Origin of the sequence: Streptomyces sp. NPDC045470, from assembly GCF_040646595.1 — a bacterium.
Lineage (GTDB): Bacteria > Actinomycetota > Actinomycetes > Streptomycetales > Streptomycetaceae > Streptomyces.
On sequence record NZ_JBEZAN010000027.1, the window covers coordinates 19391 to 35792 of the forward strand.

At 70.2% G+C, this 16402-nt stretch carries 19 protein-coding genes; 13 read left to right on the top strand and 6 right to left on the bottom strand.

The window, feature by feature from the left end:
- Nucleotides 1-350 precede the first annotated feature (350 nt).
- Nucleotides 351-827 (top strand): sigma-70 family RNA polymerase sigma factor, encoded by a 477-nt coding sequence (locus tag AB0A97_RS38020; protein ID WP_361159481.1) that lies wholly within the window; start codon nucleotides 351-353, stop codon nucleotides 825-827.
- Complete coding sequence (locus AB0A97_RS38025; protein ID WP_361159483.1) at nucleotides 824-1501, top strand: hypothetical protein; 678 nt, start codon at nucleotides 824-826, stop codon at nucleotides 1499-1501. The genes AB0A97_RS38020 and AB0A97_RS38025 overlap by 4 nt, the downstream gene beginning before the upstream one ends.
- A gap of 43 nt (nucleotides 1502-1544) precedes the next feature.
- Here AB0A97_RS38025 and AB0A97_RS38030 read toward each other — a convergent pair whose 3' ends face one another.
- The 3 genes from AB0A97_RS38030 to AB0A97_RS38040 form a co-directional block, all read right to left on the bottom strand.
- Entirely contained in the window at nucleotides 1545-2681 is a 1137-nt protein-coding gene (locus tag AB0A97_RS38030; protein WP_361159485.1) for an endonuclease domain-containing protein, read from the bottom strand.
- Nucleotides 2678-3517, bottom strand: a complete 840-nt coding sequence (locus AB0A97_RS38035; RefSeq protein WP_361159487.1) for a hypothetical protein — start codon at nucleotides 3515-3517, stop codon at nucleotides 2678-2680. The genes AB0A97_RS38030 and AB0A97_RS38035 overlap by 4 nt, the downstream gene beginning before the upstream one ends.
- A gap of 272 nt (nucleotides 3518-3789) precedes the next feature.
- The gene (locus AB0A97_RS38040; RefSeq protein ID WP_361159489.1) at nucleotides 3790-4167 is read right to left on the bottom strand and encodes a hypothetical protein; all 378 of its coding nucleotides are present in this window, start codon (nucleotides 4165-4167) and stop codon (nucleotides 3790-3792) included.
- Between the two features lie 120 nt (nucleotides 4168-4287).
- Between AB0A97_RS38040 and AB0A97_RS38045 the strand changes: the two genes are divergently transcribed.
- The 5 genes from AB0A97_RS38045 (at nucleotide 4288) to AB0A97_RS38065 (ending at nucleotide 7923) form a co-directional block, all read left to right on the top strand.
- On the top strand, nucleotides 4288-5127 hold the full coding sequence (locus tag AB0A97_RS38045; protein WP_361159491.1) for a helix-turn-helix transcriptional regulator: 840 nt from the start codon (nucleotides 4288-4290) through the stop codon (nucleotides 5125-5127).
- Nucleotides 5124-6218, top strand: coding sequence for a tyrosine-type recombinase/integrase (locus tag AB0A97_RS38050; RefSeq protein WP_361159493.1), 1095 nt, complete (start codon nucleotides 5124-5126; stop codon nucleotides 6216-6218). The genes AB0A97_RS38045 and AB0A97_RS38050 overlap by 4 nt, the downstream gene beginning before the upstream one ends.
- A 399-nt stretch (nucleotides 6219-6617) precedes the next feature.
- On the top strand, nucleotides 6618-6953 hold the full coding sequence (locus AB0A97_RS38055) for a hypothetical protein (RefSeq protein ID WP_361159496.1): 336 nt from the start codon (nucleotides 6618-6620) through the stop codon (nucleotides 6951-6953).
- Complete coding sequence (locus tag AB0A97_RS38060) at nucleotides 6950-7444, top strand: hypothetical protein (RefSeq protein WP_361159498.1); 495 nt, start codon at nucleotides 6950-6952, stop codon at nucleotides 7442-7444. Before AB0A97_RS38055 ends, AB0A97_RS38060 begins: the two co-directional genes overlap by 4 nt.
- Nucleotides 7445-7737: 293 nt before the next feature.
- Nucleotides 7738-7923: a hypothetical protein gene (locus AB0A97_RS38065; RefSeq protein WP_361159501.1), complete on the top strand. Its 186-nt coding sequence runs from the start codon at nucleotides 7738-7740 to the stop codon at nucleotides 7921-7923.
- 43 nt (nucleotides 7924-7966) lie between these two features.
- On the opposite strand, the gene AB0A97_RS38070 is transcribed toward AB0A97_RS38065, so the two are convergent.
- Complete coding sequence (locus AB0A97_RS38070) at nucleotides 7967-8293, bottom strand: hypothetical protein (protein WP_361159504.1); 327 nt, start codon at nucleotides 8291-8293, stop codon at nucleotides 7967-7969.
- A gap of 450 nt (nucleotides 8294-8743) precedes the next feature.
- On the opposite strand from AB0A97_RS38070, the gene AB0A97_RS38075 reads away from it, so the two are divergent.
- From AB0A97_RS38075 to AB0A97_RS38095, 5 genes are all read left to right on the top strand, one after another.
- A complete protein-coding gene (locus tag AB0A97_RS38075; RefSeq protein ID WP_361159507.1) occupies nucleotides 8744-9151 on the top strand; it encodes a hypothetical protein in 408 nt (135 codons plus the stop codon).
- A 41-nt stretch (nucleotides 9152-9192) separates the two neighbouring features.
- Nucleotides 9193-10533 carry a VanZ family protein gene (locus AB0A97_RS38080; RefSeq protein WP_361159509.1) on the top strand — a complete coding sequence of 447 codons (1341 nt, stop codon included), beginning with the start codon at nucleotides 9193-9195 and terminating at the stop codon, nucleotides 10531-10533.
- A 422-nt stretch (nucleotides 10534-10955) separates the two neighbouring features.
- A complete protein-coding gene (locus AB0A97_RS38085) occupies nucleotides 10956-12473 on the top strand; it encodes a UvrD-helicase domain-containing protein (protein ID WP_361159511.1) in 1518 nt (505 codons plus the stop codon).
- A 167-nt stretch (nucleotides 12474-12640) separates the two neighbouring features.
- Nucleotides 12641-12931, top strand: a complete 291-nt coding sequence (locus AB0A97_RS38090; protein WP_361159514.1) for a hypothetical protein — start codon at nucleotides 12641-12643, stop codon at nucleotides 12929-12931.
- Nucleotides 12928-13290 (top strand): hypothetical protein, encoded by a 363-nt coding sequence (locus AB0A97_RS38095; RefSeq protein WP_361159517.1) that lies wholly within the window; start codon nucleotides 12928-12930, stop codon nucleotides 13288-13290. Before AB0A97_RS38090 ends, AB0A97_RS38095 begins: the two co-directional genes overlap by 4 nt.
- 28 nt (nucleotides 13291-13318) lie before the next feature.
- On the opposite strand, the gene AB0A97_RS38100 is transcribed toward AB0A97_RS38095, so the two are convergent.
- Nucleotides 13319-14500, bottom strand: a complete 1182-nt coding sequence (locus AB0A97_RS38100) for a DUF6083 domain-containing protein (protein ID WP_361159519.1) — start codon at nucleotides 14498-14500, stop codon at nucleotides 13319-13321.
- A 231-nt stretch (nucleotides 14501-14731) separates the two neighbouring features.
- Nucleotides 14732-15424 (bottom strand): hypothetical protein, encoded by a 693-nt coding sequence (locus tag AB0A97_RS38105; protein ID WP_361159522.1) that lies wholly within the window; start codon nucleotides 15422-15424, stop codon nucleotides 14732-14734.
- Nucleotides 15425-15869: 445 nt separating this feature from the next.
- On the opposite strand from AB0A97_RS38105, the gene AB0A97_RS38110 reads away from it, so the two are divergent.
- Nucleotides 15870-16382: a 2'-5' RNA ligase family protein gene (locus AB0A97_RS38110; protein WP_361159525.1), complete on the top strand. Its 513-nt coding sequence runs from the start codon at nucleotides 15870-15872 to the stop codon at nucleotides 16380-16382.
- Nucleotides 16383-16402 lie beyond the last annotated feature (20 nt).

Below are 16402 nucleotides of genomic sequence, written 5' to 3' on the forward strand. Positions count from 1 at the left end.
CCTCGGGCTCCTGTTGGTCGCGCAACTGCTGTACCGGTGGATCAGCAGCCGCACCCAGGTCCAGCTGGTCCGCCTGCGTCAGCAGGGCACCAGTGAGCGTGTCCGCGCGTTGCCAGCGGGGAGCGTACTCACCGAACGGCGGGCCGGGGAAGAACTGAGGATCGAGCTGGGTGCAAGCGAAGGTGGGGGCCATGGCTGACCGTGAGCCTCCTGCTCGCCCGCTGGGCACAGCGCAACGGACCATGCGCGAGGCGTCGCGTACGGTTCCACCCCCGCGGGCAGAGGTGGCCTCCCGTCCGGAAGGAGGCTTCTCGGCATCGGACCCGAGCGGACATGGCACCGTCACGTGCGTGGACTTCGCCCTCTACTACGAGCAGCACCTGACCCGGTTGATCCGGCACCTGATGCGGCAGGGCGCCAGCGTCCACGAGGCGGCGGAGGCGGTCCAGGCCGCCTTCACAGAGGCGCTGCCGTGTTGGGAGCAGATCACGCATCCGGCAGCATGGCTGCGTCGCGTCGCCTTCCGCCTGTATCTGCGTCAGCCGGTCCGCCGCGAGGAGCTCACCGGTGAGCCACCGGATTCACCGGGAGGGGTATGTCCGTTGCAGGCCGTGGAACTTCAAGAAGAAGAACAGCGGGTCTACGCAGCGCTGAGTGCGCTGCCACCGGCTCAGCGTCAGGTGCTGGCCTGGAGCCTGGACGGCTTCACGGACAGCGAGATCGCCGCTGAGCTGGGCATGACCGACGAGGCTGTACGAAAGAACCGGAGCCGGGCCAGGGCACGGCTCAAGACTCTTCTGGGGCTGACCGACGGAGGTGGACGGTGAGCTACTCCGACAGCGACAACGCGCTCGATGCGCTGCTTCAGGCGGCGGACGATGCCGTCCTGTCCCGGCTGGACGATGCCGTGGTCTTCGATGGCGGGCGCGCGATCCTCTCTGCGCTCGATCCCGACGAACCGTCGGACACCGAAGGGTTGGTTCTTGATTCCTGGCCGCGCAGCCCGAGGACGTCTGGGAACGCCGACGTTCGATCAGCGGAACTCGCCGCCACCACCCTGCAGGTCTTGGCCAAGGCGGCAAAGTGGACCGTGCGGAGCGAACCCACCCCTCAGGTGGCACGGGTTTTGGAGAAGCTGACCGAACTGAAGATCGGCCTGTCCACCTTGACTCGCCGAGTGAGTCCGATGCTCATTGACGCCACCGTGCAAGGGGCCGTGGCGCGCGCCCGGGCCTTCACCGATGCCCTGCTGTGGGCATGCGCGGAACGAGCGTCGGACCGGACCACTGCGCTTATGACGCTTTCCGCAGTGCGCAACGAACTGCGGTTTGCTGAAGGTGCTGTGCAACGTCGCGCTAAGGACCGCGATGTCCGACACCCTACGGATTTCACCGCCGAGGCCGCCAATCTCCACGAGTTGCTGACTCGGGCGGAACCGCTGGTGGCGAAGTTGTTTGCCGACGACGACGACCGACACCACGCGTCCACTCCGCTCCGGTGAGGCCAGGTACCGGCCATCGCCGCATTAACACGCCGCCTCGGGGCTAGGTGAGGCCGGCGGAGGCGTTGTCGTCCCAGCCGTCGGTCCTGGGCGGGGCGGGCGTCGCGGGCCGACCGGTGAGCGGATCGCGGTAGCGGATCGTCAGGCCGAGGATCGCCGTGGGCGGGCGCTGGCGGTACAGGGCGTAGACACTGCCCGGACCGACAGCGGTGCCCTCGCGGGTGTTGCAGGAGTTGCAGAGCCAGCCGCGGACAAGGCCCGTGGCGTGGTCGTGGTCGAGGACGAGGCGGTGCCCGGTCTGCCCGCAGACGGCGCAGCGGTCGGCCTGCCACGTCGTCAGGGCCGCGCGGTCGGCATCCAGGGCGCCCGCTGCCTCCTGCAGGAGTTCCAGGACCTTCTCGTTGTAGCCGGTGGTGTCGATGCCGTCCCAGAACCGGCGGGCAACGTCGCCCTCGTTGGGCCGCACGGGGGGCCAGGACCAGCAGGCGGGCATGCCAGTGCGGATACGGCTGGGGCCTTCGACGGTGTCGGCGTCGGCTGCCGCGGCGGCGGGCGCCTCCATGCTGGTCTTCGGCGGGGCCTGGTGCGGGACGGGTCGCAACTGCGGCGGCCGGCCGCCGGAGGGGGCCTGCTCGGCGGCGAGCAGGGCGCGGGCCATGTCGTACTCGCTGACGGTCCGCCGTCCGGTGGCCGGGTGCGTCCGGGTGCCGGCCGCGAGCAGCTGTCCGATGTGCTCCTCGTCCTCGGGGGCGCCGGCCCGGTCCGGGGAGGCGGTGGTGCGGCACAGTTCCTCGATGTGCCGCAGCAGGGCGTAGTGCTCGTGGGTCTCGTCGGGGTCCTGGCGCCCGAGGCGGGGCAGCCGCACGCCCAGGGCGCGGTCGCCGGCGGCGCCGTCGGCAACGGCCGCGGCGAGGGTGCCCTCCCGGCGGGAGGCGACCGCCCGGGCGGCCCAGGCCCGGCGGGAGTGGGACCGCGCGCACTCGATCGTCCGGTCGCGCATCTCGGCGTAGCGGTGCCCGGCGAGCGCGGCGGTGAGGTGGGCCCGCATCTGCTCGGCCAGGGGGCCGTCCGTCCAGCTCAGGATCCAGTGGGCCCCGGTGTCATGGACCAGTTCCACGCGCACGCCGGTGGTCTCGGCGAGGTGCGCGGCGAGGCGGGCGGCCTGGCGGCTGCGGCTCACTGCCCGCCCTCTTCAACTGTCCGGGGGCCGGGGGCTTCCACGGCGTCCCAGGGGGTACCGTGGCCGGGGGTGTTGCGCAGGGCGGTGGCGCGGGCGCGGTCCTTGGCGATCCACTGGTGGGCCTCGGGCGGGGCGTCGCCCTCGCGGACCAGGCGTTCGTGCAGCGCCGCCCGGCGCTCGGCGAGGTCGGCCTGCGCCTGGGGGCCGGGCACCAGCTGGTCCTCGTAGAGGCGGAAGGAGCTGCGGTCGGCGAGCAGCAGCATGGCGGTGGTCGAGTGCCGGGGCAGGCCGCCGGTGACCGGGTGCTCCTGGTCGGACCAGATGTCGGTGGGGTGGGTGCGCGCGCGCAGCCATGTCTCCAGCTCGCGGGCGGTCTCCTCGGCGGTGCCGCCGCTGCACTCGGGGGCGGCGGCATAGCGCACGCCGTGCGGGATGCGCTCGTCGTCGGGAGTGCCGTCGGGGCGCAGCCGCTCGGGCTGGTCGAACGGCGCGCGCCAGCGCTCGACGTCGGCGGCGAACTTCTTGTGGGCGGACTGCTTGGCGATGCCCAGGGCCGCGCCGATCTCCTCCCAGCTGGTGCCGCGCTCGCGTTCGTAGACGACGGCCCGCCGTAGGACGCTCTCGGCGCCGGCGACCAGGGCGGCGGCCTCCTCGACGTAGCTGCCGCCGCCGGCGATGGACGATCCGTCGTACCCGGTGGTGACCCCGTGCAGGGCGAGATCGGCGACCTGCCGGTAGGCGTCGGAGAGCATCAGGCGGGCGAGCGCCTCTTCGGTGTAGGGGTGCGGCGGGTCCTGCCCGGCCGCGGCGGTCGGTGGTGCGTCCGTCTCCGTCATGATGTCAGCCTAGAGCTGACGAACTTCCATTGTCAGCCGGAAGCTGACAACGGGCAGCGCGGTCGACCGAGTTCCCCCGGACGGGTGGCGGAACGGAAGGCACAGGATAATCACGGTTATCCTGTCGGTATGCTGACGCCGGATCAGGATGTCCCGCCATCGGGTGAATCGCCCGGCATGCCGGAGGGGAAGGTGGCGCCTGTGCCGTGCGGCGTGCCGCGCGCCGCCACGTCCACGGCCGGGCACCGCCGACGCGTCCGGCGGTCGGGCGGTCAGCCCACCAGGTTGGCCACGACGCCGAAGACGGCCGTCGCCATGCTGAAAGCGCCGGCGCAGATGCACCACCGCCGGCCGCGGCTGACGGCGCTGCCGTCGGTGAGCCCGTACGCCACGACGGCGACGGCGACCGCGCACAGCACACCGATCACGGTCGCGCCGATCCGCGCCGGGCTGGGCCCGCCCCTCAAAAGTTCCAAAGCGCTGCACAGCACCCCCAGGTCGACGACCGCGGCCGCCGCGCTCAGGCCAGCCCAGCCCAGGGCCGCTTCCGCCGGGAGCCCGTCGGCGACGGCCAGCCGGTGCCCGACGAAAGCAGCAATGAAGGCAGCGACCAGGATGAACGCCAGCACCTGGACCTGGAGCAGAGACATCGGTTCCCCTTCGCGGACACACCTGCGGGGGCAGCGAGTCCCCAGCTCCTCACGCTGTCCCAGATTCTACGCAACAATGCAACAACGGGACAGTGAAGACAGTGAAGGAGGCCAGCGCTGATGGCACGCCCCGAAACCCCCCTGCCCATAGACGCCTCTCGGCCGCTGCTAGAACTCGCCCAGGGCCTGCGGGACTTGAGGGCCGCCTCGAACCTCAGCTACCAGGCCATGAGCGAGACCGTGTCCCTCAGCGCCGCCTCCCTCTCCCGCACCGCGTCCGGCCAGCAGATCCCCACGCCAGAGGCGCTGACCGCGTTCCTGACGGCCTGCGCGGTCCCCCCGGACGACATCGACCACTGGCAGAAGCTGCGGGACGACGCGGTCCGGGCCGCGTTGGAGCCCAGGCCCTGGACCCGCGGAGCGCGGATCACGCATCTGGCCAGGTCGGGTCTCCTCCGGGAACTGCATCGCGCCGCGGGCAGCCCGTCACTGCGTTCCCTGCACGAGGAACTCGGCGTCAGCAAGAGCACCCTTCACCGCGTGCTGACGGCCCACGTCGACATCCACGGCAAGCCCCCGCCGCCTCCGCACCAGATTCTTGCCGTCGCCGACATCCTGCTGCGCCACCTGCCGCACAGCCAGTACACGAGAGGCGGCCCGTTCGCGGACGTGTACCAGCTCGTCCGCCCCTACAGGACGGCCCAGCGCGCGTCCGGCAGGAACCAGGACAGCCGACGGCGGACCCGGCTGCCCGACGGGCCGTCCCATAAGCCGGCTCCGGCCGACGACGGGGACGCGGGCCTACTCGGCCTGGCCCGCCGGACAGCGGCGGTCCAGCGGCGGATCGCCGCCGGCGAACTCACGGCCGACGACGACGTCGTACGGCTGCTCGCCGAGGTCCAGCAGGTGCTGGAGTCCAGGGCGAAACCCGCCCCCGGCCAGGACGGAGCCACAGCGTGACCGCGGCAGAGCTGTCCCCCACCACCCGGGGCGGGCTCCCCGCGGTCCGGCGCGATCCGCGCGACCTGTGGCCCGAGCACGCCCGCAGGCTCCACGACCACCTCGCCGGGCTGTACGGGGAGGGCGACGCGCTGCCCACCCTCGCCGCGGCCTGGATCGCGCACCAGCGCTCGGTCCACACCCAACGCGCGTACGCGCGCGGCTTCCGCATCTTCGAGGAGTTCGCCCGCGAGCACGGCACCCACCCGATGGCGGTGAAGTACGCGCTGGCCGACACCTTCCGGCTGCACCTGGAGACCGCCCCGACCTGGGTCCGGGTCAAGGGCGGCCGGCGCGGCGAGATGACCCGCACCGGCCAGCCGTACTCCGACGCCTCGCGCGCCAACGCCCTGTCGGCGGCGTCCTCCTTCTTCGCCTACCTGGACAAGGTCAGCGACGAAGGGGTCAAGAACCCGTTCGACGCGGTGCAGCGGCCGGTGCTCGACCCGCTGTACTCGCCCACCCCCGGCTACACCGAGCAGGAGTGGACGACGCTGCTGGTCACCGCCCGCGACCACCACCGGGCGGCGGCGTACCGCAAGCGCGCCTACGCCCTGCTGCTCGTGCTGTACACCTGCTGCCTGCGCATCGACTCCCTGCTCAACGCCCGGGTCGAGGATCTCGGCTACGACCGGGGCCACCGGGTGCTGCACCTGGAGAAGGTCAAGGGCGGCGGCCGGAAGAAGAAGCCGATCCCGCCGGCGGCCTGGGACGCGCTGCAGGACTACCTCGGCGACCGCACGGAGGGCTGGCTGTTCTGCACCGCCAGCGGCGGCCGGCTCGACGAACCCGCGGCGTGGCGGCTGCTGCAGGCCCTCGCCAAGCGCGCCGGGCTGCCGCTGCGCGGCCCGCACGGCACCAAGGGCGACGCCATCACCCACGCCCTGGCCCGGCCCGACGCCCGTATCGACAAGGTCCAGCAGTGGGCCGACCACAAGGACTCCCGCACCACCCAGCGCTACAACAAACGCCGCAGCCTCCTGGAGGACAGCCCCGGCTACGGCCTCGCCGCCGACCTCGTCGGCGCCCTGGAACACGGGGACGGTCGGTGACCGGCGTGCGGCTCACTCTGCTGCAGTCGGAGTCGGTATCGCCCAACTACGACCGGGCGCAGCAGGACCGGGGCGGGCGCCGCGGGGTAGTGGCTCTACCCCCGGAGCCGCTCTCCCGCGCGGCGCGTTACGAAACCTATTGTCTGCGTACGCTGCGGAGTAGCCACGAAGGACCTGCAGAAATAGGCGAGTTGACGCGGTTATCGAATTGTGCCAAGCTCGCTCCAGAGCGGCACCCGTGTGCCCCTAGATGAGCAACAAAAAACTCCCGGCCCTGCAGGGCCGGGAGTTTTTTGTTGCTCATCTTCCCTGCGCCCTGACCCCCGGTCGGGGCTTTTCTGCGTTCCGGAGGTTCTTGTGCCCGACCGGCCGTCACCCGGCTCCCTCGTCAGTTCTGCGATGCCTGCGCCCTTCTGGGGCCTGGGCCTGGCCTGCGTGGTGCTCACGGCAGTGGCTCTGCTCGTTGCTCTGGCCCTGGTGATCACACGCCTGGCTGTTCGTAAGGCCCGGCCCGAAGATCTTCCGGAGGCGCTGCTGGCCCTCGGGCACGTCTTCGTGAGCCTGTCGTCCTTCCTGCCCTGGGGCAGGAAGGACACCACCGACCCTCCCGCGCCGGCGCCCGCACCGGAGATTATGGAGGTCACCGTCCGGCCGCCCACGATCGACATCACGGCCGCCCGGACGGTCCTGATACAGCGCCCCCTGGCCCCCACCGCAGAAGAGGAGCGGCGGTGAAGCGACGCCGGACCTACCGCGACACCACCCCGGAACGGGCCAGCCTGAGCAACTTCGGCACGGTCTTGAACACGATCACTGACCGCCGCGAGATCGCCGTCGCCGTGCTCATCGTGGAAGTGGGTCTGTCCCTCCCTGAGGCCGCCCGGCGTCTGCGGCTGACCGAACCAGATGCCCAGCGCCTGTTCAGCGCGGCGTTTGCCCGACTGCGGCACCCCTCTCGCTCACAGCTCATCGCAGGCGAACTGGACGGCGACTTTGTGACGCGGTCGGCGGAGCTGCGCCGATGGGTCGAGTCCGCGGCGGAGACGCTGCTCGTCGTTTGCCCGTCCTGCCTCCGTCGGTTCCTGCCGGAGAGCATCCTCCTGGTCACGGGGGGACGCCCACAGCGCTACTGCTCCAACGCCTGCAGGCAGAGGGCCTACCGACGGCGCAGGAAGGAGCCCTCGGCGCGCATGGAATCGGGGGGAACGCCCAAGTCTTCCGGATAACGAGAGCTTATCCGACGCCATGCCGTCGGCGGGCACGGAATTGCCGCACTGCAGGGCCTTCCGCCCTTACCCGGAGGAAACACCAAACCTCCCCGGATGCCGACGGCTGACGGCACACTGGCCACCGGAGCAGACGATCGCGCGCAGGTCCGGGTCGAGCAGGCCGGGCGGCGTCCGCGACGTACCGTTCCTGCTCTTCATCCCCAGGGGTCCGGGGGCACCACAGGTACACGTCGACACCGCGGACGGAGCGCGGCACGCCAGGGCCTCCGCCGTGGCGTGCCCGCATCCGGATGACCGACCTCATGCACGCCGCGCTGCCCGAGTTCCTCGGCAGCCTCGGCGCCGCCCTCACCGTGGCCCTCGGCGCCTGGAGCGCCCGCGCCCTGCGCGCCCGCCGGTCCCGCCCGGGCGCCGCCCCGCCCGCGTCCCGTCCCGAGGAGCACGGAGGCGCGGGAGACGGCCAGCAGTCCGCCTAGCCAGTTCTCCGCACACCGGGGCCGCCCGTCGGTGACGCCTGCATCAATGCGCCTCAAGCTGGGGCAAGTTCATGGTGAAGCAGAGCCGGGACAAACCGGTGACCATGTCCTGCAGCGCCATGATGCGCTCGCGCACGGATACCGGCAGGCGAGCCCGCTCCCACAGCGCGACACTGGTGTCCCGGCGCTCCCACGGGGCCTCCAACGGCGGCACCGGTCTGCCCCCAGGGCCACTGAGGCGCTGGGGGCAGACCCGAAAGGGCGGCGCCGGATGGCCGGCGAGCTCGCCGGCACCCACGTGGTGGTCCCGGACCGTACAGATCGCGGTGTCCAGATGGGTCAGGCGGACCGCCCGCTGGATCCACGTCACCTCGTACGCCGACGGACAGCCCGTGCCCGCGGAGAGCACATCGGCCGGCCGCCTCGATGACGGAGGAGCAGTTCCGGGCACGCCCGAGCCCTGCTCGCGCAGCCGGACAGCACCATCACCTCGATCGCGAAGCTGCTCGGTGTCTCCGGACCACGACCTACACCACAGGGCCAGCCGTGGAACCGCGGTGCTCTCTATACCCGCGCCCGCACGCCTGGTCCTGCATAAGTTTCGTAGCGCCATCGGGCGGCGGTATGCCCTGCGTGGGCAACGTGCCTAGATCGTTCTGAGGAGAGGAAAAGAGGTGGATGCCGTGATCGGCTTGGGATAAATTCAAATCGAACGCTCGTCCGAAGGCGGCGAGTGACGGAGCAGGGGTTTCCGGTCATCATTAGGGCTGGCCGAAAGCCGCCTTCCTGCGCCGACCGCACATTTCAAGGGGGTTGAAACGTGAACATTATCCCGCAGAAGGTAGCGCGGATCGTTGCCGTCGGGGGGGTTGCGCTCGCGGCTATGGGCTCCACGGTTGCGTACGCTGGCACGACATCCACGCTTCTGTCGAACGGGACGCTCAGCTTCACCGCGATCAATGGGCGTTACCTCGGCACGACCGGTACCAAATTCTTCTCTTCGGCCAGCTACCACAAGACGGGCGGAAGCGCGGTTTCGGTCACGCTCGGCCTCGACACCCAGACGGCAGAATACAACTCCCCCGCCAAGACGGTGAAGGCGGGGCAGACGGTGAGTCACAACTTCGGCGGAAAGTCGGTCAGCACCGTGCCGCAGTGCTACGCCATCGGCTTCATGAGGTCGGGCGGGAAGCTGTACGAGACGCCTTCCGTCAGGGACCTTTGCTGATCCAGCGCTACCCAGTTCCCGCTCTCTGAAAGACGTATTCGGTGATTGAAGCATCGGTCGGTGCGCTGCCCGGCCTCATTCCGGCCTTCTTGATTGCCGCCGCTCTCCTGGGCATGCCTGCATTCTTGATAGCCAAACTCAAGAGGAGGCCTGTCGGCCTGCCGCTGCTGCTGGCCACGTTCCTGGCCGGCGTGATCGCCGTGACGATGATGCCGGGAGTCGCCGGGACCGGGCAGGCTAAATCGTGTGACACCGGCCTGCCCGGTCTCGACTTCCTGACATCGGAGTCGGCCCAGCTGAACATCCTGTTGTTCGTTCCAGTGAGCTTCCTCGCCGTGCTCTTGTTCCGCCGCCCGGTCCTGGTGCTGGCAGCGACACTAACGCTGACCTGCGGGATCGAGCTGGTGCAGGGCTGGACGGAACTGGGACGTTCGTGCAGCTACGACGACATCAAGGCCAATGCCCTCGGCGGGGCCCTCGGACTCCTCCTCGGCTGCCTGTACCTGTGGGGCCGCCAGCGCCGGCTTCCCTTCACCCGCAAAGACGCACTATGGGGAGTCGGTGCGGTAGTCGCGGTAACGGCTTTCGGCGCAGTGCTTTTTCAGTCCACTCTCACGCGCGTCAACTACGAAGAACTGCATGCCCGAGCGAAAGCTGATTTCGGTGACCCTGTCGAGAAGCAGGAGTGGCTGGCCAAGACCGTCAAGGAACTCTACGGATCCCACGCCGAAGTCGGGGAGACGGAAATCGCGAAACTCGCCCACGACCGCTGGCGTATGCGGGCTACAACAGACCGCGGCGCCTTCGTAGCCACCTGGCCGGATCGCAAACTGGTGGAGATGACCACGGAGGGCAAGCCCGACGAAGGCGGCAATCTTACCGCGGCGGACATGCAGAAGGCGGCCGAGCGCTTCGCCCGTAAATGGTTCCCGGGTGAAATAACAGGCGCCGACATCGAGTTCCGCCCTGTCGTGAAAAAGCATGAAGGGGGTATGCGCCTCCTGAGCTACCGCCGCTACAGCCGTGATGTCATGATGCCAATGCGATTGGACATCATCGTCACTCCGGCCGGGCGGGTCGTCAGCCTGACTGCCCGAAGCATTACAGACCCTGACTTGCCCGATGTCACCGTCGGCAAGACGGCCGCGAAGCGGCAGGCCGAACATGTTGCTCCAGGAACGCAGGCCAAACCGGTATCCCTCATGGCCCAACGCGTCAACGGGGTTTGGCGGCCTGTGTGGCTGATCGGCCTCAGGCCGAAGAACGACCCGAATAATGTGGACAAGGAAACCAGCGTCTTCCTCGACGCCGTGACCGGAGAACAGGTTACGCCCGAAAAACTTGACGAGGACGATTCCTCCCCCAGCCCGAGCTCGTCCTGACGATCTGTGCCCTGCGTTTTCCTTCCGCCGAAGGAGACGGTGTTTCCGGGGGCGTGAAGCGGTCCTGTTCCATGCCGGACAGGGCCGCGTTCCGTTGGGCCTGACACTGGATTCGCAGTCGGTCAAGGGAGGGGAGGCGGTGGGCCAGGGGCTGCCCGCGGCGACCGATCGGCGGCGCCGTCGAAGGCCGCCGGTCGCCGGTGCGTCCGGACCTCGCCGGACGCACCCACCTCATCGGCGTTGGAGTTGTTCGAGTCAATCAACGCAAAATGACTCTATATATCACCTAATCTCGCACTCTTGTCTCTCTGTGCGATTTCGTCGTCACGAATTGTCAGTGGAACCTGGCACGCTCCGGTCAGCCCGGCGTCTGCCGTGGCTGCGGCTGATGCCGCCAGGTCACCCCTGAAGGAGATAGGGCATTGACGACTCTGGAGCCGACGAAGGAGCAAGCGGCAGCGAGCCGCGAATTTGCCGCCGGCCGGAACCTCGTGCTGCAGGCCGGCGCAGGCACCGGCAAGACCACCACGCTGGAGTTGATGGCGGCGGCGGACACGGGCCGGCGCGGCGTCTACATCGCCTTCAACCGGGCCGTGAAGGAGCAGGCCGCCCGCAAGTTCCCGCCGCGGGTCAAGTGCAGCACCGGCCATGGCCTGGCCTTCGGCACCGTCGGTTTCCGCTACAAGCACCGTTTCGGAGGCGCCCGCGTGCCTGCCTGGAAGACCGCCGAACTGCTCGGGCTGCGGCACACCCTGACCGTAGGGCAGATGCTCTTCGAAGCGCGGAACCTGGCCTACATCACCAAGGAGACCGTGCTGCGGTTCTGCCAGTCCGCCGACCGGCACCTGGCTGAGCACCACGTCCCCCGGCAGCGCGGAGCAGAGGACCCGCAGGTGCACAGGGTCTTGGCCGGTGCCGTGCTGCCGTACGCCGAGCGCGCCTGGCAGGACGTGCGCGACCCGCGCGGGGACAAGCTGCGCGTCGACCACGATCACTACCTGAAGGTCTGGCAGCTCAGCGACCCCTACATCCCCGGTGACTACATCCTCCTGGACGAGGCCCAGGACACCAACCCGGCCCTGGAGTACGTCCTGATGCTGCAGCGCGGCCACGCTCAGCTCGTCCTGGTCGGCGACTCCGCTCAGCAGATCTACTCGTGGCGCGGCGCTCGCGACATCATGACCGGCTTCGACGGCACCCAGCTCACGCTCACCCAGTCCTTCCGCTTCGGCCACGCCCTCGCCGAAGAGGCCAACCAGTGGCTCGCCTTCACCGGTTCCCCTCTTCGGCTGACGGGGCACCAGAACACCACCACCCGCATCGCGCCGGCCGACAAGCCGGAAGCCGTCTTGTGCCGTACGAACGGCGGAGCGATGGCCGAGGTGCTGCACCAGATGGACTCCGGACGCCAGGTGGCGATGGCTGGCGGCGGCGCCACGCTGCGCAGCCTGGCGATCGCCGCCCGCGACCTGAAGGCGGGCCGGGGCACACGCCACCCCGAACTGTTCCTGTTCAAGTCCTGGGGCGAACTCCAGGACTACGCCGAGAATGATCCGGCCGGCGCCGACCTCCTGCCCTGGGTGGACCTCATCGACGACCTCGGGACCGAGGCCGTGCTGGAGGCGGTCGACCGGCTGGGATCCGAGAGTGCCTGCGAGGTGACGGTCTCCACGGTGCACAAGGCCAAGGGCCGCGAGTGGTCCTCCGTACGGATCGGCGAGGACTTCACCGAGCCCGAGCCCGATGCCCTCGGTCGCCCCGGGCCCATCCCCCGCGGCGAAGCGCGCCTGGCCTACGTCGCTGTCACCCGGGCTCGCCACCACCTCGACAACGGCGCCCTGTCCTGGTTCAAGTCCCACCCGCAGACGCCGCCCGCCCCGAAGACGCCGGAGCGGTCCAGCCCGTGGGACAGCCTCGACGAGCCTCCGCCCAGCGGCTGACATACGTCGCCCGCTGGCCCAGTAGGTGCCGGACCGCCGGCCGCTTCGATCCGACCGGCCAGCCCTGGCGCCCGTCTCCACGACGGCCCCGTACGACGCCAGTGACGGACGAACGCGGCATTTCGTTATGTCAGGGCGGATTGTCGATACAAGGGACGGGACCCGATTTGATCTCTCAGGCCGATCTCTCCGTGATGCGCGCCCAGCTCGCGACCATCAACGACCTGGCCTTCGACCTGAACACCGCTGCGACGGGGCCCCAGGTCGCCGAGCTGCACGCCGCGCTTCGCTCGGCAGTAGAGACCACAGGGGCGCTGCTGCGTCCCGGCGCCGCGCGGGCCGGCTGCCGTCGCCACCCCCACGGCCCGATCGACCCGGTCGCCCCGGCGGGGTGGGGGCCGTGCCTGCTGTGCAATACGGCCCGGCGCCGGGCGGGGCACGCATCGCAGCCACGGTGATCTCGCAGCAACCCGGCTGGGGCATCAGGCCGGGGCACGCGGATGTCGAGAACTATTCCATGAGCCGTTCCCGCTACCGCCCCGACCCCGCGTCCGCCTGGCCGAAGTTTGCCCATCCCCACGAGCGGGGGCATCGCGCGCATGACTGCCAGTTCTGCGGCTCTCCGCGCCTGTTCGTGGTCGGCTGGGTGCGGAAATGCGCCTCGTGCGGTTACGAGCAGCAGCCATCCGGACAGTGCCTGGACTGCCGTACGCAACTCAACGAGCGCAGCCGGGAGCTGCAGCTGGGGCTGTGCCACTCGTGTCAGCGCAAGGGGGAGGACGACGATCCTGCGGCCGAGCGCCGGGACTGGCGCTGACCGGATCAGCCGAGCGCCAGACGCCGGGTCAAGACGGTGGCGTGCGGTCGGGGGCGTGAGGCTCGTCCCGTCCGGACAGCAGTGCACGGGCCTTCTGCGCTACCTCGGCGGGGGCCTCCCCGGCAGGTGGGGTGCCGACGGCGCCCTTCTCGCGGGCCTGCAGCCGACGGTGGATCCGGCTACGGCGCTGGTGCTTACGCTCGCACTCCCAGCACAGCCAGCCCGGCTCCACCGTGCGTACCGTGCCGTTGCGGCAGGATTCGCCGGCGCACTGTGTGGTGGGGTGGGCGTCAGCTAGACGCGCCAGCAAGGGATGAGCTGGCCCCACCGGTTCCCACTCCCACCGGGGCCGCTCGTGCAGGACGAATTCCGGGTGGCGCCAGACGTCGAAGCGCACCCATTGCGGAGCGATCGCATCCGGCGTCGAGGTCTGCCCCGGGGCGTGCTGGGGGCAGCGCTGCTTCATCCATCGCTTGATCTCCTCCGGCCCCAGGACGTGCAGCTGGTACACCCACATCAGCCCCCCGCCGAGGGTCCGTCCGGCGCGCCCTTGCTGGGCGGGGACTTCCGCTTGTTCCCAGCTGCCCTCCCGAAGATCGGCGTCGAACACCGTGTTCCGGCAGCGTTGTCCGGTGGAATTGGCCCGCGCTACGCACTGGATCTCGTCGATCGCGTCCGGGCCCAGCCACAGCCAGCTGGCATAACGCATGATGTGCCGGACGCATCCAGCGTCAACCTGCTGCTCGGCGACGTCGGCCTCCACCGCAGCCTCCCGCGGCTGCGGCGTGAACTCCCCCGCGTCGATCCACTTGCGGGTGCGTCTCCCGTGGGCCGTACGCGCGGCCTCCAGCTCGGGATCGTCGTCATCGTGCTCGACCCCGGGGCAGACCGCGGGGTGCGGCACCCGGCACAGAGCCTGTCCGCTGTCCCCGAGGTAGGCGAGCCCGCCGTTGACGCTCCAGCGCAGGCGCGCGGGGATGGCAGTCGACCGGAACTGGTGCGGCATCAGGGGGATGCGGCCGCCGTCGAAACGGTCGAAGAACTCGATGAGGTGATTGCAGTGGCGGCAGCGGGTGACGCTGTCGGCTCGCAGGGCCGTGGACGGACTCGTCCGGTGCACCCGCAGCGTACTGCGCCGCCGCCGGACCTCAGACTGCGCATCGGGGTCCTTGCGGGATCCGTCCCAGTGGTAGCCAGCAGACTGCTCCATGGACGACTACGTAGCGCGAAATTCCCCTCGATCCGGCCTTTCGTCCCCCGACCGTAGGCGTGTCGTCAGACCACGTGGGGCCAGTGCCACAAACTGCGGTGACCGACGCTGCAGTCCTACGGATAGGGCGTCCGAAGGCTGAAGGACCTCGCGGAGGTGATGGTGGGCTCAGCGGTTGGGGAACCTTGGCGTCGGATCGCACGTCTGCACGCTCCGTGAACGGCGTCACCGTCAGAACAGGGCGTCCTGGTCCGGTTCCTCGCGGGGCACCGAACCGACATCCTCGCCCCTCCACTTCGCCTCCAGGTGCTTGCGCCAGCCCGTCGGCGGAGGCCAGGGAACATCCCACTCCGCGAGCTGCTTTCTCGACCAGCCACCGTTGGGGGTCCGCGCGGCGGCCACCTCGTCAGGGGAGGGCACGTAGTTGACCATGAGGTGATGCTGCCCCAGCACGCAAGGAGATGCCAGAGCACGCAGGACACCGGACAGAGGGCGGGTGCCCTCGGGCCAGACGCTCTCTCCTAATGACGTACCGCGTCGTGCCGGGTGCCCGCCACGCGGCAGCAGCCCAATGTCCTGAGCAACGCCGTCGATCCAGCGGCCGTCCGGGCCGGGACGACCCTGCAGCTGGCGCAGGACCGATTCGGTGCCCACGCACACGACCGCGCACCCGGCCTGCTGGTAGGCCTGCAGGATCGTGCTGAGCGCGCTCCGGGGCTTGAGCGTGAGCTCGACGGCGACCAGGCGCCCGGTGAGCGCCACCAGGACCAGGTCCGGCCAGTGCACCGCGCGGGCGGCGGCCATCACGCCGAGCAGCTCGCCGCGCTCAGCGCCTGCGGGTACCCCGGGTACCCGCAGGTCCGCCAGGAGCTCTGCGGCCCGGCCGGGCGCCTGGGCGGTGCGCACCTCGCGTTCGGTGAGCACGGTGTACCCGTCAGCGAGCGGCTCGCCACATGCCCGTCGGCGCCATCATCCAACACGGATCTTTTGGAGCAAGCACGGAGGAAACGGCGAAGCATTCCCCCGTCCCGCAGCGACCGGACACACTGAAGCCTGGGATAGGCCGCGTGGTGGGCTGGAGAGTGGAAAAAGGGGCCCGGGCCACGCGGCTGAAGACCGTCCTCACCAACCGCACCCAGAGGCCCGGGTGCATTCACACCTCGGACCGCGAACGGAGCACGGCGCGCCAGGGCCTCCGCTGTGGCGTGCCCGCTTCGAATGTCCGACCTCCTGCACGCCGCGCTGCCCGAATTTCTCGGCAGCCTCGGCGCCGCTCTGATCCTGGCCGTCGGCGCCTGGAGCACCCGTGCCGTGCGCACCCGCCGGGAACGCCCGAGCGCCGCCTCGCCAGCGCCGCGCTCCGGAGCAGATGAGGACGCGGGAGGCGAGGGACAGTCCGCCTGACGTTCACCTTGAGCATCAGGTCCGGCAGGTCCCCCGCCAGCACCGCCCCGCCCAGGGGCTCGGCTTCGCCGACGCCGTCCCCGGCGACGAGGTCCGGGCCGTCCTCGCCGCGGCCGCCGACCGGCTCGCCGCGCTGCCGCCGTTCGTCCTGGCCCTGGACCGCCCCGAGATCACCCCCGAGGCCGTCCGGTGGGAAGCCGCCCCCGCCGGCCCTCCGACGGCCGTACGGACGGCGCTGCACGACGCCATCCGCACCGTCTGCGGCACCGTCGACGAGGCCGACACCGGCTTCGCCCCGCACATCTCCATCGCCTACAACAACGCCGCCGGCCCCGCCGCCCTCGACGCCGTGGACGCCGCGCCCGCCACCGCGCGCATCGACCGCGTCGAGCTGATCGTGCTCCACCGCGACCGGCGCATGTACGAGTGGGACACCCACACCCGACTCCCGCTCGGCCAGCAGACGCCACCTGGCTGAAGCTGCACCGGTTGCCCCCA

Coding starts and splice junctions, on each gene's coding strand:
- AB0A97_RS38045 (WP_361159491.1), top strand. CDS start 4,288: ATGGCACGCCCCGAAACCCCCCTGCCCATAGACGCCTCTCGGCCGCTG.
- AB0A97_RS38110 (WP_361159525.1), top strand. CDS start 15,870: ATGAGGACGCGGGAGGCGAGGGACAGTCCGCCTGACGTTCACCTTGAG.
- AB0A97_RS38040 (WP_361159489.1), bottom strand. CDS start 4,167: ATGTCTCTGCTCCAGGTCCAGGTGCTGGCGTTCATCCTGGTCGCTGCC.
- AB0A97_RS38055 (WP_361159496.1), top strand. CDS start 6,618: ATGCCTGCGCCCTTCTGGGGCCTGGGCCTGGCCTGCGTGGTGCTCACG.
- AB0A97_RS38035 (WP_361159487.1), bottom strand. CDS start 3,517: ATGACGGAGACGGACGCACCACCGACCGCCGCGGCCGGGCAGGACCCG.
- AB0A97_RS38065 (WP_361159501.1), top strand. CDS start 7,738: ATGACCGACCTCATGCACGCCGCGCTGCCCGAGTTCCTCGGCAGCCTC.
- AB0A97_RS38100 (WP_361159519.1), bottom strand. CDS start 14,500: ATGGAGCAGTCTGCTGGCTACCACTGGGACGGATCCCGCAAGGACCCC.